This is a genomic window from Candidatus Protofrankia datiscae (assembly GCF_000177615.2).
GTDB lineage: Bacteria > Actinomycetota > Actinomycetes > Frankiales > Frankiaceae > Protofrankia > Protofrankia coriariae.
The window spans coordinates 5,127,246-5,149,551 of record NC_015656.1; the positions used below are offsets into that span (position 1 = coordinate 5,127,246).

The window sequence follows — 22,306 nt, forward strand, 5'->3', positions numbered from 1 at the left end:
GTCATCCGACATGCACCCACTTCGCCACGGATGGAACTCCGTTCGTATCCTGGACGAACATCATGTAGTAACCGGCAGGAATGATGTTCGGATTGCTCGGGACGGTCACGCTGATGTTCGTCCCGGTGCCGGTTGTCGGCAGGTCGACGCTGCGCTGGTTCGGGTCCGACTGGTGGGTCACCGACGCCGGGCGGATCAGCGTGACCCGGCCGATGTTCCCGCTCACGGTCAGGTTCTGCGTCGACCCGAGGTCGAACTGCTCGGCGGCGGCGGTGATGGCCGGCCGCGGCCTCGACATGTACCACGGGGAGTAGACCGAGATACCCAGGTCGAATGCCCCGGTCGCCGGGTTGTTACCGATCGACGCCACCCGGCCGTCCGGGAGGAGGAAGGACTCCGAGTGATACATCCGCGCCAGCGGATCCGCCGGCATCGGCGTGAACGTGTTGGTGACCGGGTCATACATCGACGCCTCGTGCACGGCGTACTCGGGATAGTTGTGCTTTGCCCCGCCGGTCTCGAACACCTTTCCGTCGGGCAGGATGACGGCGCTGACATACATCTTGGCTGCCGGCAGGTCCGGCCCGGCCGTCCACTGCGGATCCTGCTGACGCAGGTCGATGATGTCCGTGTGACTGGTCGGGTCAAGATCGCTGTAGGTGTTCCCGCCGCCGAAGTTGGCCACTTTCTGGGCCTGTGCCGGCGGCAGCAGCACCGTCGCACCCTGGTCCCGGAAGTCGATGTCCCGCAGACCCGGGACATCTGTGATCGTCCCGGTGGCGATGTCGTAGATCTCCGACCCCGAGGTGTTCGGCAGCGCGTTACCGAAGGTGTGCGTCCCGGCATAGAAGAGCCGGCCGTCCGCCATCAGCACCATGTTCGGGTAGAGACCCCAGTAGAAGTACGTCTGCGGTACCTCGTTGAAGGGTTTCCACTGGCTCTTCCGAGAGTCGAACATCTCGACGGCGACATTTCCGGAGCCATTCTCGTTGAGCCCGCCGGTCGCGAACACCGAACCGTCGCCAAGGTTCACCAGGGACGGGTACCAGTGCCCACCGCCCGGCATGTCGCCGATCTTTGTATAGGTGTTCGTCATCGGATCGAAGATGTAGCTGATCGCCAGGCCCTTGTAGTTACTGGTCGGCGTCGGATACTCCAACGTCCCGCCCGCGAGCAGAATCCGCCCGTCGGGAAGCTGAGTGTGCCCGGCGCAGAACAGGTCCTCCTGGGTGGGCACGTCGGCGAACTCGGCGGTCAGCGGGTTCCACACCTTCGAGACGAGCTGGTTGTTCGCCGCCGCGGCCCCGTCGTTGCCGGAGCCGGCGACGAGCAGCACGTTCCCGGTGTGCAGCACCGTGGCGTGCACCGAACGCACCGGCGACTCGTAGGGCAGGACCTGCCAGGAGCCCTGGCAGTCGCCCGTGCAGCCGCCCGGCGGCGGCGGAGGTACCGGCCCGGGATCCCCGCCCCCGCTGTAGCTGGCGCGCACCAGCCCGCCGCCGACACCCTGGTAGTACTCGACGGTCACCTTGTGCGTTCCGGCGGCAACGGGCCTGGTCGCCGCGAAGCTGCTCGCACCCTGGTCCCGCCACTCGTCGATGACGGGGACGTCGTCGAGATAGACCCGGATACCGTCGTCGGCCGTGGCCGTGGCCGTGGCCGTGGCCGTGAACGAATATTCCCCTGCCTGGAACAGGGCGTTCCTGGTCCAGCGGACGGAATATCCCGCCCCACCGATGCCGCCGATCCCCGGGCCGGTCTCCCCCCAGTCGAAACCGATGTTGCCGTCGCACCGTGAGTCGGCCGGCGCCCCCGTCAGTGTCGGGTTGGCGAAGTAGTCGCCGGCCCATTCCTCAGGTGCGCAGGTGATGGCCCTTGCTGACTCCGGGGTGACGACAACGACGGCAACCAGTTGGACGGCGGCGGTGGCGAGCAGCGCGGCGAGCGCACGACGCCGGCCGATCCGCCGCCGTTTTTCGGATCCGGTCACGCCTCGGCCTCCCCCATCGCCCCGCTCCCCGCTGCCCCGGCCCCCATCGCGCTGGCGACCGCGCCGCGGCCGTACTGGGAATGCCTGCGGGCCGGCCGCTGCCGCTCGCTGTAGATCATCCTGTCGACCAGAACGTAACGAACGGAAACAGCGACCGCCAGCGTCACGAACGTGGCCACCGGAACGCTTGTGTGCCACCGGTCGACAAACAGCCCGAGCAGCGGCAGCCGGATGACGAGGTCAAGGTTGTTCAGCACCGCGAAAGGCAGGTACCGACGGGCCCTGGACTGGTTTCCGCGCTCCCAGACCAGCAGGTCGCAGCCGATGAAGTTCCAGAGGATGGCGAGCTGTGTGGCGAGCACGGCGGCTGCCATGTAATGCATTCCGGCATGGTGCAGGAGAGCGGTCCCGGCAATGTTGGGCAACGTTCCGGAGACGCCCACCAGGGCGAATCTCGCCGCCCTCGGCACCCGCAGCGAGAACAGCCGCCGGGCGAACCGGACGCCCTCCGACACCGACGCGTTCGACTCGCCGGCGTGCCGTTCACCGAAGACGTAGCCGACCTCGACGACACGCAGCCGGCCGGTCCGCACCAGCAGCTCGAGCAGGATCTTGTAGCCGTCCGGGCGGAGCCGGTCCAGATCCAGCGCGGCGACCCGAACGAGGAAGAAGCCGCTCATCACGTCCGAGACGCCACGCAGCCGCAGCGGGAAGACGAGCTGGGACAGCAGGTTCGCGCTGGAGGACACCAGCCGGCGCGCTCCGTTGGCGAGCCCCGAGGCGCTTCCCCCGGTGACGTACCGGCTGCCGACGACGACGTCGACATCGCCGCTGACGGCCGCGGCAAGCAGTTCGGGAACGACCTCGGGCGGATGCTGGAGGTCGCCGTCGAGGACGACGGCATAGTCGGCACGGCACAGCCGGATGCCTTCGGTGACGGCTCCCCCGAGGCCACCCGTCCGGTAGGGCGCGGGCCGGTGATGGACCCGGATCCGCATCCGGACGGAACGACGGAGCCCCATGGCGATCTCAGGCGTGTCGTCGTCCGAGTCGTCCACGAAGATGACCTCGCTGGGCAGGCCGGCCAGCGCGGCGTCGAGGCGGCGCAGCAGCGGCTCGATGTTCGCTGCCTCGTTCCGGGTCGGCACCACGACCGAGACGACCATCTGCTCGTCCGGCCGGTAACCGGGAAAGGATGTGGTGGACGTGGTCGAAAGCACCGCCGAGGAAGCTCGCGGCCGTGGCACCAGGTCTGCCAGGTAGGCATCGAAGACACGCTCGTCAGGCACACTCATCCGCTGATCTCCCCTGGTTCGCGGTGGCCGGCCACCGCGGCCGGCCACCGCGTACACGAGTTGCCGTGACCGGTGTTCCCGGTACGGCATATGAAATGTTGGCGCGGCTCTTTCCGACAGATTCCTGACAGATTCATGACAAATTCCTGACAAATTCCTGACAGCTGCTGTCCGGTCGGCCGCGGAGTGCGCGGTCCTATTTTTTCCACCCGCTCGGTGGCCGCCGGAAGTCCGGGCGGCCGAAGAACGTGCGATCGTGCTCTTTTTCGTGCTCGGGGTCCCGCCCGGATCTCCGGAAGGCCGATCCGGCTGGTCCGGGCGGCTCGGCGGCTCCGGGCGGTCCAGGCGGCTCGGCAGATCCGGGGCACCCGGAACGGCGGAGAACCGAGAATGACGCGATTATTGTTTTTCTCCCGGACCCGAGCTTTCCGCCGGCCGGAAGAATCCGCCGTGCGCACCGGTACGGAAGAAAACTGGTCACGCGGGCCCGGCCCACGTGGAAAGCATGCCGACTACCGCGGCTCGGAACACGGTGGGCCAGGCCCGCGGAACTTCAGCCCGTCGGTTCGGTCACGGCACGACGACGGCGAAACGAACTAGGAATACAACCCTCCGGATCCACTCCGGTGACGCAAATCGTGATCGGTGTGCAGCGAACGTACCAGGAGACGATCGAAACCTGGGGTGGCCGCCGATGTGACACGTGCGTATCGGACGGCTCCCAGCAGCGGCGAACGCGCTGCAAAAATCACCGGAACTACTCTCGGTTATTAGTCGACGTGCGGAAACTACCGACAGTAATCGGCCTTGTTTCTCATAATCACGCACCGATTACAAGCTATGAACCGTGCCACAACAGGCGCCATCAGGCCCGTCGTAGACGTTCGCCGTGCCTGTTCCGGACGTCCATCGGACTCGGCCGCCCTGGAACACCCGCGGGAAGAAGACACCACGCACGACGCCATACACAACGGTATGCGCAACGGTATGACGGATTTACGACAGCCTTGCCCAGTCCAGACCGTCCTCGAGGAACGCCGCCATCGGCTTGACCGGATCGACAAGCCAGCGCTCCGGCGGCGCGCCGAGCCGGCCGGCGCGCCGCGGCGAACCGGCCGGCTCGGGCAGGCCATGCCCGCTGGACAGGCCACGGTCGGCCAGCCAGGCGGCGAACTCCGGGGCCGGGCGCAGCCCGAAGAGGTCCCGCACCCCGATCGCGTCATCGATGCCCGTCACCCCCCGGCCGGCCACCTGGCCGGGCCCGGTCGCCTGCCTGGGCACGGGATGGCCGGGGGGTACGCCCGCCGCGTGGTTGCAGCCGGCGGCGGCCAGCAGCATCAGCAGATCGTCACCGGTGTTCCGGCCGTCGTCGGCCCGCCCGGCACAGAAGACGTCGCAGCCCATCGGCAGGCCCAGCAGTTTGCCGACAAAGTGATCCTCCAGCCCGGCCCGGATGACCTGTCGAGAGTCGGACAGATGGTCCACCCCGCCGAATCCGACCACGGAATTCACCAGAAAAGGATCGAAGGCGCGGGCAACCCCGTATGCCCGGGCGGAAATTGTGAGCTGGTCCAGACCGTGATGTGCCTCCAGCGGGAACGCGCTGCCCTGCCCGACCGCGAAATACGTCACCTGGTCGCCGACGAAGTCACCGGCCCGGTCACGGTGATGCTCGAGAACGGCCCGCCGGCCGGCGTCCAGCAGACCCAGGTCCACCCCGAAGGCCCGGTTCGCGCTTTCCGTCCCCCCGAGCCGGCTGAACAGCAGGTCGAGGGGCGCACCCGCCTCCATGGCGGCGAGTTGGGTGACGAGCCGCCCGAGAACGCAGGTCTGGGTCGGTACCTCGAGCTGCCTGACGAGCGAGCCGAGCCCACGCAGGGCCCGCTCCACCTGCGCGGCCGACTCCATCGACGTGTCCACCTCGAGCACGGCGTCGCCGCGGCCGGACATCAGGCCGTCCAACGCCGGCAGCAGGATACCTTCAAGATCGTCCAACGGATGGTTCAGGCGGACATGCACGCCGAACACACCGGTCTCACCCATGGTGCTTCGGCAACGGGTGACCGTCCGCAGCGGTTTCGCGGCAATGACCAGTTCCCTGTCACTCATGATTCTGGCGACCGCCGCGGCCACCTCCGGCGTTATTCCGCCGGCCAGCCCGGAATGCCACCGCACGGGAAAGTCCGGCCGCAGTACCAGATCGCGGAACTCACCGACGGTCAGGGACGACAGGGGGCCGAAGCACTCCGCGTCATGGACTCCGACGATCAGGTCGGTGACGGCATCGTCGATCAGCGGTGTCGCGACGATCTCCGACAACCGGACGTCGGCGAGCGCCTGCTTGGCCGCCAGCCGTTCGGCCGCCGAGTACGCCGCGAGGCCCGCCATCCGGTCGCCGGACTTCTCCTCACCCGCCCTGGCGAGCAGTTCCACCAGATCCGCGAACACGTACCGCTCACCATGCACGACCGAATGGAAACCCACGGTCCACCCTCTCTATGCCGGCCCCGGGTTGCGGCCACCACTCCCGGCTTCGGGAGCATCGCACGACCGCTGATGGTCGACGACGACTGCCGTACACCGAAGCGCTGACGGCCCGTGACATCAGCCCCGATCTTCGGCGTCACCGGCCTCGATCACAGCACTCAGCAGAGCATCGACGTCACTCGTCGTGGCAGCCGGGTTCAGCAGAGTCAGCTTGAGGTGGACCGAACGGTCCGCTCCGAACTCGGTGCGTCCCACGACGGCCCGGCCGGAGTCCAGCAGCCGTCGCCGCAACCGGGCGTTGATCCCGTCGGCGTCGACGCTACTGGCGGCGGGGCCGGCAGCAGCGCCACCGGCGGTGGCAGCTACTGGCAGATAGCGGAAGACGACCGTGCTCAGGGTCACCGGCGCGGCCAGCTCCAGACGCGGATGGGCACTGATCCGCGCGGCGGCGTGGCGGGCCAGGTCGTGGCAGGCGTCCACCAGCCGGCCGAGCCCGTGGCGTCCCAGCGCCCGGAGCGTCACAGCGATCTTGAAGGCGTCGGCGCGCCGACTGGTGCGCAGCGAGCGCCCGAGCAGGCTCAGATAGCCGGCCAGCGTGTCGTCGGCCGCGTTGAGGTAGGCGACCTCGTCCTCCAGCGCCACCCAGCCACCCGCGTCCCGGGTGAGCAGGACCCCGGCCGCTATCGGCTGCCAGCCCAGCTTGTGCAGGTCGAGGGCGACCGAGTCCGCCTCGGCGATCCCGTCGAGCAGGGGGGCGAGCCGGTCCGACAGCAGCGCCCCACCACCGTAGGCCGCGTCCACGTGCACCCAGGCGCCGTACGCGCGGGCCACCTCGGCCACCGCCCGCAGCGGGTCGATCGCGCCCACGTCGGTCGTGCCGGCGGTCGCGACGACCACCGGGACCAACCGCCGCCCGGCGCGGTCGGCGTCGCGCCAGGCGCGCGAGACCACGGCGTCCAGGGCGGACGGGTCGAGCCGGTGCGCGCCGTCGGTCGCGACCGGCACCACCGCGTCCGGATCCAGACCGAGCACCGCCGCGGCCCGTCCGATCGAGAAGTGCGCGGCGGACGAGCAGAACACCCGCACGGCCGGACGGCCCGGCACGCCGGTGGCCGCCGCGGACGCGCCCGACCCACCCGCGTCCGATGGAGCCGTACCCGATGGAAGCGGGCCCGACGGAGCCGTGCCCGGCGTGCGAAGGGTGTCGCGGGCCAGCATCAGCGCGGTGAGGTTGGACGCCGTGCCACCGGTGGTGATCGCGCCGGTGGCAACAGCGGGATCGAACCCGACCAGCCCGGCGAGCGCGGCGACGACCTCGGTCTCCAACACGGTGGCCGCGGGCGCCTGGTCCCACGAGTCCAGGGACGGGTTCAGCACCGAGACCACGAGGTCGGCGGCGACGGCAACGGCAAGCGGCGGACAGTGCAGGTGGGCCGCGCAGGCCGGATCGGCCGGATCGGCCGCCCCCCGCGCGAACATGCGGGTGAGCCCGGACAGAGCGGTGGGCGCTCCGACCCCCTCGGCGGGAAGCGTCCAGGGGGTCGGGGCGGGACGCTCCTGGGCCCCGGAGGCGGGCGAGGCATGATCGTGGCCGGCCCGACCCGTCAGCGCGTCGTGGGCCCAGCCGGCCACATCCGCCGGGCCGCCGGCCGGCAGGGGGCCGCCGCGGGCCGCCGCCCCGGCCGCGAGCCCGTCCAGCGCGACGGCCAGCAGCGACCGCAGCCGGTCGATCCCACCAGCCCCACCTGCCAACCCGTCATCTGCCAACCCGTCATCCGCCCGGTTGGCGCCGGCCAGCGCCGCATCAGCCGGCGCGGCGGCGGCCCGGCCGGCATCGGCTGGCAGGGCGTCGGCCCGCGCGGCGGATGGACGGCCGCCCCCGGGCGGGACGGTCACCGTGCCGCCCTGACAGCTCCGGCAGGGTGACCGGACCGGGGGCGCCGCATGTGCCCGGGAGTCCCGTGGCTGTGACACAACTGTGCCGGAGCGACACATCCCACTGTCACCGCCGGCGAGTTGACGCTACGCATGAACTTAGGTTTACCTAAAAACATGCGCCACTCCAACGACGGACCGGCGAAACCCACCGCGATCCCCGTCCCCGACGCGATCCCCAACCGCACCCGTGGCCACGCCCGCACCGGCGGCACCGCGCGCCACCGCGGCATCAGCGGACGCCCCGCGAGCGGCCGTGCCGCCGGCAGCCATGCCCTCGGTGGCGTCCCCGGCGACCATCGGCGGGCCTGTGCGGCGCCGGTCAGCCGGCCCGGTCGGGAGCCCGCGGCATCCACCCTCCACCCGTCCACCGTCCACCCGTCGTCGGAACCGGTTCCACCCGTCCAAAATATGATCATTATAAAGTCCGGCATCCCGGACCTGTCGTACCGACACGGCGTCGTGGCCGTGCCGGCGTTCACCGGACGCTCCCGGTGAGGACCTGCCACCGGCACGCTCCGCTGGCCGAGAAGTACCCGTGGCCACTGGCCGAGGAGTACCTGTGGCGGATACCGGGCTGCCAGCCGTCGCGAACCGTACCGGCGCAGGCACGCCCGCCGCTGGCGGAAACGTTGGAAGCCGCCGCCAGGGTGCTCGACGGGCAGTCGGGGCGCATCGGTCGTCCGGGACGTGACGCCGCCGGGTGGCTGTACTGCGCCGACCTGCTGGCCGACGGCGCGCTCGACCGGGAGCTGCGGACGATGTCCGACACCTACGGGTACGGCCGGGAGGTCGCGGCCACCCATTTCCTCAGCGCCTACGCCGGTGGCGTGGTCGGGTTCGCCATTGCCGCGTACATGCTGCACAGCCGGGTACCGGACGTGTGCGCGGCTGGCATGTCCCTGCACGCCGCGCCCGGTGGATGGTTCGACGTCACGGCTTTTCATTCCGACCGTGTGACCGTGCTCGCGGACGACCCGGCCCTGTCCGCGGCGACCCCACCGGCGGTGGACGATCGCCGGCACACCCCGCTGGCCGGCCGGCGGGCCGCCGCGGCGACCGACCTGGCAACCGGCCCGACGGCCGACCGGGCAATCGACGTGGCCGCCGACCGGGACGTCCTGCGGCAACGGCTGGCGGCCGCTCTGGTCGGGCACTTCGAGCCGCTGGTCACGGCCCTGCGGGCGCGGGCGCGCCTGGGCCCGTCCGCGTTGTGGGGCATGGTGGCCGGGCAGTGCGGCCGGACGTTCCTGCTGACCGAGCGGACAACCCGGGATCCGGACATCGGGCGGGCGGAGGCCGACGCCTTCTTCGCTCTCGCCAGCCCACCGATGCGGGCCCGTCCGGCGTGGTTCGAGTTCGTCCACCGCGGCCGCCGGCAGACGGCGATGCGTCGGGGTTCGTGCTGCCTCGCCCACCGGATGAGCTCGCAGTACTGCACCACATGCCCGTTCACACCCGATTCGGAACGCGAGGCGCGCCTGCGCGAGTGGATAGACACGCAGGGCGATGACGGGTTGGCGGTCGGATAAGCACCGGCGGATCCGCACTCCCGATACCACGAGTAATCACATGGTTACACGTAGGCCTGTCCGCCCGGGACGACAACATGATCATTCGGCTTTGGTTGACCCGGTGCGACCAGCGCACCCCTGCCATTCCGTCGGGAGACGGCGACCGTACGGCATCACCAAATAATATAGCTTACTGATTACACTATTACCCTGAGTAATATTCCATTCTCTGCGCGGCAGTCGGACGCCGGAGCGCTATAGCGATTGCTTTTCGCGACCATCCGAGCGGGCAGCCAGGACCGTGGGGCGGACCACCTCCCGGTGGCCACCCGCCACCGCCCGTTGACGTTGGCCGGGCTGGCTGGGTTGGCTGGAGTTGGCCAACGTTGGCCGGGGGACTGCCCGCTCACCCCTGCCGGGTGGACGCCTCCCCCGGTGACCACGAGATTTCGTTCTGCTCTCGGCGGAACAGCGGGACGGAATCCCCTCCGGTCCGCCACCGTTGTTTCAGGCGTCTTCGCTGGTGGACCGGTCACCCAGGTCGGTCCGCCGTCCACGACGAAGAGGGCGGGGCCGGCGGGTAGGTTTCCGTTCGATGCGTGGGGTCATGCCTCGGCGGAGCTAGCATGCGGATACCGGCTGCCGTGTGGTCGGTCGCACCGCTCGAAGGAGCGCACATGTTCGAGAGATTCACCGACCGGGCACGTCGGGTCGTCGTCCTGGCACAGGAAGAAGCCAGGATGCTCAACCACAACTACATCGGGACCGAACACATCCTGCTCGGGCTGATCCACGAGGGCGAGGGTGTCGCCGCCAAGGCGCTGGAGTCCCTGGGCATCTCCCTCGAGGGTGTTCGGTCACAGGTCGAGGAGATCATCGGGCAGGGGCAACAGGCCCCGAGCGGGCACATCCCGTTCACTCCGCGCGCCAAGAAGGTGCTGGAGCTGTCCCTGCGGGAGGCCCTGCAGCTCGGCCACAACTACATCGGGACCGAGCACATCCTGCTCGGGCTGATCCGGGAGGGCGAGGGCGTCGCCGCCCAGGTCCTGGTCAAGCTCGGCGCCGACCTCAACCGGGTCCGCCAGCAGGTCATCCAGCTGCTGTCCGGCTACCAGGGCAAGGGCGACCCGGCGACGGCGGGTGCGCCGTCGGAGGGCACTCCGTCCACCTCGCTCGTGCTCGACCAGTTCGGCCGCAACCTCACCGCGGCCGCGCGCGAGTCCAAGCTCGACCCGGTGATCGGGCGCGAGAAGGAGATCGAGCGCGTCATGCAGGTGCTGTCGCGCCGGACCAAGAACAACCCGGTCCTGATCGGGGAGCCCGGCGTCGGCAAGACCGCCGTGGTCGAGGGGCTGGCCCAGGCGATCGTCAAGGGCGAGGTGCCCGAGACCCTCAAGGACAAGCAGCTGTACACGCTTGACCTCGGCGCGCTGGTCGCCGGGTCCCGCTACCGCGGTGACTTCGAGGAGCGGCTGAAGAAGGTCCTCAAGGAGATCCGCACCCGCGGCGACATCATCCTGTTCATCGACGAGCTGCACACGCTCGTCGGCGCGGGCGCCGCCGAGGGCGCGATCGACGCCGCGTCCATCCTCAAGCCGATGCTGGCCCGCGGCGAGCTGCAGACGATCGGTGCCACCACCCTGGACGAGTACCGCAAGCACCTGGAGAAGGACGCCGCGCTCGAGCGGCGGTTCCAGCCGATCCAGGTCGCGGAGCCGTCGGTGGCGCACACCATCGAGATCCTCAAGGGCCTGCGGGACCGCTACGAGGCGCACCACCGTGTGTCGATCACCGACGGTGCCCTGGTCGCGGCCGCCTCCCTGGCCGACCGCTACATCTCCGACCGGTTCCTGCCGGACAAGGCGATCGACCTCATCGACGAGGCCGGCTCGCGGATGCGCATCCGCCGGATGACCGCTCCGCCGGACCTGCGCGAGTTCGACGAGCGCATCGCCAACGTCCGCCGGGACAAGGAGTCCGCGATCGACGCGCAGGACTTCGAGAAGGCCGCCTCCCTGCGTGACCGGGAGAAGACCCTGCTGGCGGAGAAGGCCAAGCGGGAGAAGGAATGGAAGGCCGGCGACATGGACGTCGTCGCCGAGGTCGGCGACGAGGAGATCGCCGAGGTCCTGGCGATCTGGACGGGTATCCCGGTGTTCAAGCTCACCGAGGAGGAGACCGCCCGGCTGCTGCGCATGGAGGACGAGCTGCACCGCCGCGTCATCGGCCAGCAGCAGGCGATCAAGGCTGTCTCCCAGGCGATCCGGCGTACCCGGGCGGGTCTGAAGGACCCCAAGCGTCCCGGCGGTTCGTTCATCTTCGCCGGCCCGTCCGGTGTCGGTAAGACCGAGCTGTCCAAGACGCTGGCGGAGTTCCTCTTCGGCGACGAGGACGCGCTGATCCAGCTCGACATGTCCGAGTACATGGAGAAGCACACCGTCTCCCGGCTGGTGGGCTCCCCGCCCGGCTACGTCGGCTACGAGGAGGGCGGCCAGCTCACCGAACGGGTCCGGCGCAAGCCGTTCTCGGTCGTCCTGTTCGACGAGGTCGAGAAGGCGCACCCGGACGTGTTCAACACCCTCCTGCAGATCCTGGAGGACGGCCGGCTGACCGACTCCCAGGGCCGGCTGGTCGACTTCAAGAACACCGTTCTGATCATGACCTCGAACCTGGGCACCCGGGACATCTCCAAGGGCCCGGGCATCGGGTTCGCGACCGGTCAGGGCGCCATCGACTACGAGCGGATGAAGGCGAAGGTCCAGGACGAGCTCAAGCAGCACTTCCGGCCCGAGTTCCTCAACCGGATCGACGACATCATCGTCTTCCACCAGCTGTCCGAGGCCGAGATCATCCAGATCGTCGACCTCATGCTGGCCCGGGTGGACATCCAGTTGAAGAACAAGGACATGGCGCTCGAGCTCACCCCGGCGGCGAAGGCGCTGCTGGCCAAGAAGGGCTACGACCCGGTGCTCGGCGCCCGGCCGCTGCGCCGGACGATCCAGCGGGAGATCGAGGACGTCCTGTCCGAGAAGATCCTGTACGGGACGCTCAAGCCCGGTGAGATCGTGGTCGGTGACGTCGAGGGCGAGGGCGAGGCGGCGAAGTTCGTCTTCCGCGGCGAACCGAAGCCCACCCAGGTCCCCGACGCCCCTCCGATCGACCTGGCCAAGTCCAGCGAGTAGAGGCGAGCGGTAGGGCGACAGGTCCGCCACGAAGGGGCGGTTCCGCTGCGGCGGGGCCGCCCCTTCGCCATGGCGAAGGGTTGCCCTCCACCACCGTGGCGGAGCGCCCGCGAAGCCGCTCCTCCGCGGTCCGGGACCGTCCCGAATCATCCAACGCATTCTGGAGTCCATGTAAATAGTCCAAAATGGTCCCAAAGTGGCACCAAGCGGTCCACGACGGTCCGGCCAGGTGGTCACGGCCGGCAGTGAGGAGATCCGTTGGCCCTGCGTGCGGGTACGCCCGTCGAACACCTCCATCTGACGTTCGGGCCGGACCCGACCGTGTCGATGGCCGTGTCATGGACGACGCCGCGGATGGTGCGCCGCCCCCGGGTGCGGTTCGGCAGCACGCCCGGCAGGCTCGACCGCGAGGTGCACGCCGTCACCCGTGTCTACACCGACGCCGTCACCGGCGAGGATGTGATCAACCACCATGCCCTGCTCACCGGGCTGGAACCGGACTCCCGTTACCTCTACGAGGTGATCCACGACCGGATCAGCCGCACCGGCGGCGGCACCCTGCGGACCGCGCCACGGGGCCGGGTGCCGTTCACCTTCACCTGTTTCGGCGATCACGGCACCTCGGAGTCCTACGACCCGTTCGGCACGCCGGCGTCCAGGAACGCCGTGACCGGCGTCGACCGGGTCGGCTCGTTGTTCACCCTGATCGTCGGTGACCTGTCGTACGCGAACCAGCGGCGCAACCCACCGCGGGCGTGGTCCGACTGGTTCAACATGATCGGCCCCTCCGCGCGGCACCACCCGTGGATGCCCGCCGCCGGCAACCACGAGATCGAACGTGGGAACGGCCCGCTGGGCCTGGCCGCCTACCAGAGCCGCTTCCTGCTGCCCGGCAACACCGTGGAGCCTGACGGAACGGGCACGAACGACCCGCTGACGGCGCCGCTGACGGACCTGCTGGGCCTGTGGTACGCCTTCACCGTCGCGAACGTACGCTTCGTCGTCCTGCAGAACGACGACATCTGCTATCAGGACGCCGGCACGGTGTACATCCGTGGTTACAGCGGCGGGCGGCAACGGGCCTGGCTCGAACGCACGCTACGCCAGGCACGCGCCGACCCGGACATCGACTGGATCATCGTCTGCATGCACCAGACCGCGGTGTCCAGCGCGGCGCAGCACAACGGCGCCGATCTCGGTATCCGGGAGCAGTGGCTGCCGCTGTTCGACGCGTTCGGCGTCGATCTCGTCCTGTGCGGGCACGAGCACCACTACGAGCGAACGCATCCGCTGCGCGGGGTGGTCGAAGGATCAGCGATGCTCACCCCGCAGCCCGTCTCGGCCACGGGTGGCCCCGACAGCCACCTCGACCGGGATGGCGCGGCGGACGGGCTACGGCAGCGAGCGGGCGGCAGCGGCAGCAGCGGTGGCGAGGAACGAGGCGGCGGGGCTGTCAGCGGCGTCGGCACCGAGGTCGTGGACACCTCGCACGGGACGGTCCACATGGTCCTGGGCACGGGAGGCTCGTCGTCGCCGTCGGCCGGCAAGCTGCTCGACCCGCCCGCCGGCCGGGTGATCGTCGGCGTGGAACCGCGGGAGTCCGATCCCACCCGGTTCCGCTCGGTCCACGCCCTTGAGCCGGCGCCGTGGCTGGCCCTGCGAGCACCGGACCACCCGTACGCTTTCGCGGGCTTCGAGGTCGATCCGGGTGTGGAGGCGGGTCTGACCCGCCTCCGGGTGACCGTGTACGACCACACGACCTCCACCCCCCTGCCCTTCGACACGTTCACGCTGGTCAGGCCCTGCTCGGCCGGCACTGGCCAAGCCGCTGGCGGGGCCGCCGGCGGAACCACCGACAGAGCCACTGACACCGGCCGCGGGCACGCGGGCGGGAACCCTCCCACCCCCTTGGGTGACCCGTCCACGCCGGTGTGTACACCGCAACCGTAGGCCGACAGAGACCAGCGCGGACATACGCGCGGCAGGCGCGCCGGCCACGGGCCGGTGTCGCGTCCGAGGGGGGTGTCGTGTCCGAGGGACACGATGCCCGTCTGACGGACGATGACGGAGCTTGATGATGGACCCCGATGACGGACGCTGATGGTGGACCCTGTCGGCCTCCGCGCCGCACGGCGTCCGCGCGGTGAATCGTTCACGAAACGATCGCCCGGCGGACACTTTCGTCCGGCACGCCCGGAATTACCGGCTGGATTTCTCCTGGTCTGTGCCCGCGGTGCGTTCATGACCGCTGCCGGCTGGGCGCCGAGGCGGTCCTGATCGTACGCCGCCCTGGACGTGCGCGCTTTACCCCTACCGCCGGAAATCACTCCGTAACACCAACGGATCGGCCATCTGGCCGAATCCATGGTCATGGACGACCGTCATCGCCGGGATGCGACCGCCGGTCCGCCCGCCCGTCCACCCCGTCGTCAGATGATGGCGGCCCCACCCGAGATCCGCAGGTCACGACGCTCTCGGACAGTCCTCGGAAGGCTGTGCGCGCGATCGTTCGGGACAGTTCGGCAGGACCGTCCCGAACGATCGGACAACCGGCGGCCAGCGGTCCACGCCGCACCGGCGGCCATCGAAAAACAACAACCACAAACCTCAACAGCATCAACACCCGATCGACCGTTGACTTTATTGCGCGGCCAGAGGATAGCCGGCGGCCGGCACAATCCGCAGTACTTGTTCCGCCACGGGGCCTGTCGTACGCTGCACGCGCGGCAAGCATCCGGTGATTCTGTCCGGACGAAATACTGATGTGCCGGCTCCCGGCGGGCGAGTCATTGCCACCCGCCGGGCCGTCCGGGCGGATGAAGGAAGACGCTTCCCCGCATCGACGCTTGAGGAGGCCGGGCGTTGAGAGAACCCAGCGGTGTACCCACGTGGTCATGCGCGGGCCGGGAACGGGCGTCCCGGCAGCCTCGACGCGCGGCGTCCGCCACCGCCGCCACCAGCGCCACCGCCACCACCGGCTTCGTGTCCGGCAGGTCCGCCGCGACCGCCGGCCCCGCGCGGCGGTGGGCCCCGCAACGCCTGTGGGCCGCGGACGGGCTGGCCGCCGCGTTGGAGGAAGCCACCAGCCAGGTGGAGCCCTGGGTACTTCCCGGCCTTTCCGACCTCCCCGGCCTCGGCGGCGCGGTGCTCACCGCCGCCGCCCACCAGTGGCTCGTCGCCGACCCGGCCCAACTCCCCGTCGCGGTGCTGGGCGGCCGGCAGGTCCGCGACACCCTCGTCACCGAGTTCGAGCAGCGCATCGACTCGCTGCGGCGGATGGACGACCTGCTCGGCGGGGAGAACGTCCACGGGCTCGCCGTGTCGGAACTACGAGTGATCGTCCGCCTGCTGCGGACCGGCGCCTACAACCAGCGGCAGCACGGCCGGCTGTACGCCGTCGCCGCGGAGCTCGCGCGGCTCGCCGGCTGGGCGGCGTTCGACAGCGGCCGGCACCAGGCGGCCCAGCGGTACTGGCTGGTCGCGTTACGCGCCGCGCATGAGGCCGGGCGGCCGGCCCTCGGCGCCAACATCCTGCGTTGCATGGCGGAGCAGGCGGTACGTTTCGGCGACCCCGCCGACGCGGTCACCCTGCTGCGCACGGCCCGCGCGGGCGCCGCGGACACCCTCACCGCCACCGAGCGGGCCATCGTCGCCGGCTGTCTGGCCGTCGCGTATGCCCAGCTCGGCGACGTCCGGTCGGTACACGCCGAGATCGCCGAGGCACTGGTCCAGATCGAGCGGGCCGACCCGGCCGCGGACCCGGAGTACGTCTACTGGTGCTCCCGTTCGGTGATCGAGTACTACGCCGGCAAGGCGCTGCTGTGCGCCGGTGACGTCGCGGCGGCCGTCGAGTACCTCAGTCGTTCGGTCGACCAGCTCGACGCCGCCGCCTACCCGCGGGAACTGGTGCACCACAGCGCGTGGCTCGGTGTCGCCGAAGTCGACGCGGGGAACGTCGAACAGGCCGTGTGCCTGGGCTATCAGGTGATCGAACTCGCCGCCCGGACGGCCTCCGAGAACGCCAGGGTGGACGCGCTGACGCTGTGCGACGCGATCGAGATGGCCGGGTATCCGGGCGCGACGGCACTTACCGACCGTGCCCGTGCCGCCCTGCGCGCCGGGAACACGGCCGCGGCGGGGCCCTGACCGTCGGCCATGGTCTCGGCTCATGGTCTCGGCTCATGGCCCCGGACCAGGCCGACGGTCATGAGCCCCGTTGTCGGCCAGGTCCCGGCACCGGTCACATGTGCCGCTGGTGGCAGGCCCGCCGCCGGCCATCGGGAACGGGATGCCCACCACCTCGTGGCAGCGCGACCGTGGGTGCCGCGGGCCGCGTGGCCGAGTGGGCCTCACAGGCAAAAGGCCCGTGACCGCGAGGTATTCGCGAGGTATCGAGGCCGGGGGGCGTCAGCGACGAGGCTTCGCAGGCGAGGTGGACGTGGCCGTTGCGGCGCGTTTTCGACACCATGGGTCAGGACGGACCGGGCCACGGCGGGCACGGCTGTCGATATCACGACACATCCATCGGCTGATCTGCATGGATGTCATTGAGTGGGTACAGCGGACGCCGACGTCGACGTCCGCTAGCGTGATCGGAACACCCGCACGTGGGGGACGGAGGCCATGGACAGTCCGGTGGTACCCATCACGCTGATCGTGGTGCTCCTGATCGGCGCCATCCTCTTCGTCGTGCTCTCCAGCCGCAACCAGGACCGTCCCGGTCCCGGCTCAGGGTCACGGTCACGGCGCTCCTCCCCCGACGCGTCGGTGCCCGTGCGGCGGCCGCCACAACGCCGGCGCCGGCGCCAACGCCAGGGCATTCTCGCGACGCTGCGGCGGCCGGCCGCGGCGCGGGAACAGGCCGGTGGAGCCGATCCGGACGGCCCGGCCGGCCCGCCGCCCCGCGCCAGCACCAGCCCACCAGCCGCCCCCGCCCAGGTCGACGGCTCCACGCTCCCGGGCGACGCCGCCGCTCCCACCGAGCCGGTTCCCACGGCACCGGCTCCCCCGGCGCCACCCGCCGCGCCGGTTCCCTCGGCATCCGTCAGAGCTTCGCCCGCCGAGGCCGCGACCACCGCGTACCCCACGCCACCGCCGTACCGCACGCCGGTCTCCGGAACCCGGCCCGACAGCTCCGTCGACCCGGCCGCCACCACCCGGGTGACCCCGCTGGTCAACGCCACCGCCGACACCACCGTCCGGGTCGAGAGCGACCGCCGGCAGCAGTCCCGCGGCCCGGACGCCACCGGGTGGATGCCACCGTTGGTCGGCCCGCCACCACCGGTCATCCCGGCTCCGGAGAGCGGCCGGGCCAGGCCGGCGGCTGATCAGTTCGCCGCCGGCGGACCCACGCAGGACGGGGACCCGTCCGCCGGCACCGCGGGGCACGACACGCTCGGCTCCTCACCTGGCGCCGGTGCCGGAAGCTCGGCCGGTACACAGGCCGGGAGATACTCCGACGACCGTCCAGGCGCGGCCAGCCCCCGTGATGGCGGGCCCGACACCCCGCGGGACAACCGCGGCACGCCAACGGGGGGCGGTTGGACGCTTCCCCCGACCGCGCCGATCCCCCCGCCAGGCCCCCCGTCCGCTCCCGGGGGCGAGCAACTGGTCGCGAACGAACCGGACGTCTCCACGTCGGCACCACTGCGGCTGGCCGCGGCCGGCCGGACCAGGCGCGGTAAGCGCGGCGGCCCCAACGAGGACGCCTTTGTCGTCGTCGACGGCCTGCTCGCGGTCGCCGACGGAGTCGGCGGCGAAGCGGCCGGGCAGATCGCGTCCACCCTGGCGGTGACCACGGTGGCGAGCTTTCGCCCACAGTATGCCGCCGACCCGCGCGACGGACTGCGGGGGGCGCTTGAGCGGGCCAACCGGACGGTCCGGGAGAAACCCCGGGAGGAGCCCTCCTGGCACGGCATGGCCTGCGCCCTCGACGTCGTCGTGCTGGGCCGCCAACAGGACACCGGCCGGACCCTTTTCGTCGCGCACGTGGGGGACAGCTCCGTGTGGCTGCAGCCCGGCCGCGGCCGGCCGCGCCGGCTCACCACACCGCACGCCATCAAGAACGGGCCACTGCTCAACGCGATCGGCCTCAACGAGGAGGTCGAGCTGGACCTGCTGGAGGAGCCCGTGCGGGCCGGCGACCGGGTCGTCCTCGCCAGCGACGGGATCACCAAGGTCATGACGCCCGAGCAGCTGGACGGCCTGTTGATGGAGCTGGGCAGTCTGAGCCCGGAGCGAGCCGCGGACACCCTGGTGGACGCGGCCATGATCGCCGGCGCCCGCGACGACACCACCATCGTCGTCGCCGACCTGGTCGCCGACGACGCCTCCACGCGCTGACCGACCCGCGCTGACCGATTTCGGACGCCCCCGATGACAACAACAGAGACACAATCGACGTCGCGTGCCACCCGTATCGGCCTGTGGGGCGCCCCGCAGAGTGGTAAGATCACTTTCCTGGCCGCGCTGCAGATCGCCGTCGTCAACCAGTCGACCGACGACGGCTGGCTCATCACCGGCGTCGACGACGCGGCCTCGGACTTCCTCAGTACCAGTACCAGCCACATGAACCGGGACCGGATCTTCCCGAACGCGACATCGGCGAACGACGTCCACGAACTGCGGTGGCGTTTCGTCCGGCCCACCCGCGGCGGGACCGGTAGGACATGGTGGCGCAGGCCCGGCCGCGCCATGTCCGGCCAGACGGTCTTCGAGGTGCAGCTGCTCGACGTCAGCGGCGACATGTTCGCAAGCACCCGGACGCCGAACGACCTGGCCGGCCCGGCGGCGTCCCTCTTCGCGGAGGACGAGGACGAGCTGGACATCTTCGACGAGCCCGGGCCCAAGTTCGACACGGCCGATCCACAGGACCAGACAAAAGGTCTTCTCGATCACCTGGCAGCATGCGACGGGATCGTCTACCTCTTCGACCCCTTCCGCGAGCGGGATTCCTACGAGTACTTCCAGCGGACGCTGGAGCAGCTGGCCCGCCGGTCCTACGAGACGGGCCGGCTGCGGGACGGGCGGCTCCCGCACCACCTCGCCGTCTGCGTCACGAAGTTCGACGACCCGGCGGTCTTCCGGAAGGCGCACAACTACGGGGTCGTGCTGACCGGGGACGACCGCGCCATGACCCCGACGGTCCCGGACGACCTCGCCGGTGAGTTCTTCCGGAAGCTGTGCAGCGACCCGAACGGCGCCTCCTCCCTGCTCGTCATGAGAAGCATCGAGCAGTACTTCCACACCCAGCGGGTGAACTATTTCGTGAGCTCGGCCGTCGGCTTCTACATCGGTGCCACCGGCGTTTTCCAGAGACGCGACTTCACCAACGTCGAGACGACTCCGGACGGTGATCTCCGTATTCGCGGCCAGGTCACGCCCATCAACGTGCTGGAGCCGTTCCTGTGGCTGGAGAAACAGATTCGCCAGTCCCTTCTCCGAACATGACGAACCGGGCACCGCGCGACCCTGGCCCGACCGTTCCGGCTGGTTGGGCGCTGATGGGAAAAGAGCCGGACAGCGACAGCGACTACGCCGTGCTGCGGTCGAGCGGCGGTTTCTTCTCCCGAGCCGGCTTCGACGAGATCCTGCGGCGCTTCACACCGGGCACTCCGTCATCGGGATCGATCAGGGAGGCGCTGCCCGATGCCCTGCCATGGGTGACGGTGAGTTACGCGCCTCGAGGTGGGAGCAGCGTGCTCGGGATCGCGGAGCGCACCTGGTCCGACCAGCGTGACGGCGCGCGCAGGCTGATCGCGACGACCAGATACCTCTGCGTGCCCTTCCCCGATCTGGCAGGCACTCCGGTGTCCTATGCGACACTGTATTCCACGCTCAGCAAGGCGAACATCGCTAGACATAACGACGGCGACGAACCGCTACGGATCGCTCTCACCCCGCTGGATCCCGACGAGCTGGCGGAGCACATCGAGCGGTTCGGCTTCGAGCTGGTGGCGACCACCGCCGCCCTGCTGCTCGCGCACCGGGTGTCGGTGTGCGGCGGCCCGACCGGCAGCCCCGACGAGCGGACGATGCTGCGGCTGCGCTTCCTCGACGCGGTGGCCGCGCTGCTCCCCTACGGCCAGCGGTCGAAACTGGTCGCCAGCACCTGGGCGGACGGCGGGAGCACCCACCGGATCAGACTGGCGTTCACGAACCATCCCCGGCCCGGGCACACGGCCGTCTACTGGCCACCCCCGGGCAGACCTCCCTCCCCCGACCCGCCCCTCGACGGCAGGTGCGCCACCTACTTCGACCTGCTTGTGGCCATGAAGGAAAGCGGCAGGACGGTCAGCGAGATCGTCGAACATCTCGCCTCAGTCGTGGAACCACACCGGACGAACGATCCGGAACACGCCATACACCACCTTGGCAAGCTGGATTCGCGGGTCCATATCGCCCAGGCCATCCACAACGGTACGGCACGGGCCGAAGAAGTACGCGAGCTGCTACGGGAGGGCAGGATCGATGATTTCAATCTTTCCCTCCGGCTCAGAGCCGTGCTGCTCCTGCTCCGGGAAGCGGGCGCGGAGGACCTGGAGACGGTCGGAGAGGTCTGGCCACGATGGACGGCCGCAGATCCAACGGTGGAGGAACGGAACCCGTGGCTGGCGGGCTCCACAGGGAGAATCGTCCAGGAGCATCTGTGGGTGGGCCCCGCGGATCTCGAGACGCTGGAGCGGTTTCTGGGCCTGGCCGGCGATCTCGGCTTCGCCGAGCGGGTGCTCGTGGACCTGCTGGACTTCCAGACCGCCAGGACCGCGGCTCACCGGCCCGGACTCCGACAGAAGACCCGCCGAGCCGAACCGTTGGCCGATCTGCGGGCACACGATCGGCAGCGGTGTGCCACAGCAGCGTCCCTCGTGCTGGAGCAGTTCCGCGACCGCCGGTTGCTCGCCGGGCCGGCGACCGCCGCTACGGACGAACGGGCACTGACGATGATCGCTCAGGCACCGTCGTGGCTGGCGCTTGAGCTGATCCGGCAGATGACCGAACCCCTCAGGATGACGACGGCCGAGCAGATCCGAGCCCTGCTGGAATGGCTGACAACCTCCGAACAGCTACGGCGTGTCCTGTGGCCTTTCCTTGACGTCCTTGACGGCATGCCGAGCCATGAGGCCATCGACGAGGTGGACAGGCATGAAAATCAGGGGCATGCCTATCTCTTCGCCCTGCTACGACTGGCCCGTCAGGCCGGCGACGGACCGGCCGCAAAACTGCTGCCGTACGTGTTGTCCTGGCTGCTGCGCACGGCACTTCGGCTGAGGCAGAAGGAATATCCGCTGTGGGTCGACGCGCTGCGCGGAGCCACTCCGGATCCGGCACAGGCCGACGCGCACGAGGCCACCCTGGATCTGCTCCTGCTGGTGTTCGGTGAACAACCACGCAGGCCGCTGTACCTGCGGACGGAGAGCCCCTCGATATCTGCCAGGGACTACGTCAACTGCTTCAGCGAGTCATTTGCAGAACTGTACAGGGACAGTCCCACCGGCAACAGCCGGAGAACCAGGGAACAGGCCGAGTGGACCATCCGACGGGTGGCGGTACACATCCACCAGACTGGCTGGCCACAGTCACCGCAGGCGGTCGGGCTGCTGCTCAGGCTGCTCTACAACATCGCCAGGAAATCCGCGACTATCGGCGACGAAGCGGTCACTGCCACCATCAACAGCGGGCAGGTCACCGCTGCGGAGGCCGTCCAGGCGCTTCTCGACCACCGACCGGATCTCACCACGCTTTCCCCGGCACAGACCTGGCTCACCCAGATCAGACGCGAGCATCCAGAAATGATCAGGGATAACGGCCCCAGCAGAGCGGCCCGGTGGTTTTCGGGACGCGGCTCTCGAACCGGTCGGGAGCGCAGATGACCACCCATGCGGATCGGGAAACGGCGGACCGGGC

At 69.8% G+C, this 22,306-nt stretch carries 12 protein-coding genes; 8 read left to right on the plus strand and 4 right to left on the minus strand.

Translation table 11 applies throughout. The annotated features are described in order from the left end of the window. Position 1: 1 nt before the first annotated feature. The 4 genes from FSYMDG_RS21625 to FSYMDG_RS21640 all read right to left on the minus strand — a co-directional run bounded on the left by FSYMDG_RS21625 (position 2) and on the right by FSYMDG_RS21640 (position 7,767). Positions 2–1,990: a galactose oxidase-like domain-containing protein gene (locus FSYMDG_RS21625; protein ID WP_013875500.1), complete on the minus strand. Its 1,989-nt coding sequence runs from the start codon at positions 1,988–1,990 to the stop codon at positions 2–4. Continuing rightward, on the minus strand, positions 1,987–3,285 hold the full coding sequence (locus FSYMDG_RS21630) for a glycosyltransferase (protein ID WP_013875501.1): 1,299 nt from the start codon (positions 3,283–3,285) through the stop codon (positions 1,987–1,989). The genes FSYMDG_RS21625 and FSYMDG_RS21630 overlap by 4 nt, the downstream gene beginning before the upstream one ends. A gap of 996 nt (positions 3,286–4,281) precedes the next feature. After that, positions 4,282–5,769 (minus strand): ethanolamine ammonia-lyase subunit EutB, encoded by a 1,488-nt coding sequence (eutB, locus tag FSYMDG_RS21635; protein ID WP_013875503.1) that lies wholly within the window; start codon positions 5,767–5,769, stop codon positions 4,282–4,284. A gap of 120 nt (positions 5,770–5,889) precedes the next feature. Next, the gene (locus FSYMDG_RS21640) at positions 5,890–7,767 is read right to left on the minus strand and encodes a pyridoxal phosphate-dependent decarboxylase family protein (RefSeq protein WP_013875504.1); all 1,878 of its coding nucleotides are present in this window, start codon (positions 7,765–7,767) and stop codon (positions 5,890–5,892) included. A 57-nt stretch (positions 7,768–7,824) separates the two neighbouring features. Here FSYMDG_RS21640 and FSYMDG_RS21645 point away from each other — a divergent pair, with 57 nt between their 5' ends. The 8 genes from FSYMDG_RS21645 (at position 7,825) to FSYMDG_RS23555 (ending at position 22,272) form a co-directional block, all read left to right on the plus strand. After that, positions 7,825–8,205, plus strand: coding sequence for a hypothetical protein (locus tag FSYMDG_RS21645; protein ID WP_043604202.1), 381 nt, complete (start codon positions 7,825–7,827; stop codon positions 8,203–8,205). Continuing rightward, the gene (locus FSYMDG_RS21650) at positions 8,202–9,239 is read left to right on the plus strand and encodes a ferric iron reductase (protein WP_013875506.1); all 1,038 of its coding nucleotides are present in this window, start codon (positions 8,202–8,204) and stop codon (positions 9,237–9,239) included. Before FSYMDG_RS21645 ends, FSYMDG_RS21650 begins: the two co-directional genes overlap by 4 nt. A 659-nt stretch (positions 9,240–9,898) precedes the next feature. After that, positions 9,899–12,403 (plus strand): ATP-dependent Clp protease ATP-binding subunit, encoded by a 2,505-nt coding sequence (locus tag FSYMDG_RS21655; protein WP_013875507.1) that lies wholly within the window; start codon positions 9,899–9,901, stop codon positions 12,401–12,403. A gap of 258 nt (positions 12,404–12,661) precedes the next feature. Then, complete coding sequence (locus tag FSYMDG_RS21660) at positions 12,662–14,353, plus strand: purple acid phosphatase family protein (protein WP_013875508.1); 1,692 nt, start codon at positions 12,662–12,664, stop codon at positions 14,351–14,353. Between the two features lie 912 nt (positions 14,354–15,265). Next, entirely contained in the window at positions 15,266–16,549 is a 1,284-nt protein-coding gene (locus FSYMDG_RS21665; RefSeq protein ID WP_013875509.1) for a hypothetical protein, read from the plus strand. A 477-nt stretch (positions 16,550–17,026) separates the two neighbouring features. After that, positions 17,027–18,745: a PP2C family protein-serine/threonine phosphatase gene (locus tag FSYMDG_RS25080; RefSeq protein WP_013875510.1), complete on the plus strand. Its 1,719-nt coding sequence runs from the start codon at positions 17,027–17,029 to the stop codon at positions 18,743–18,745. Positions 18,746–18,778: 33 nt separating this feature from the next. Next, positions 18,779–19,852, plus strand: coding sequence for a hypothetical protein (locus tag FSYMDG_RS21675; RefSeq protein WP_013875511.1), 1,074 nt, complete (start codon positions 18,779–18,781; stop codon positions 19,850–19,852). A gap of 53 nt (positions 19,853–19,905) precedes the next feature. Further along, positions 19,906–22,272, plus strand: a complete 2,367-nt coding sequence (locus FSYMDG_RS23555; protein ID WP_050803627.1) for a hypothetical protein — start codon at positions 19,906–19,908, stop codon at positions 22,270–22,272. Positions 22,273–22,306: the final 34 nt, after the last annotated feature.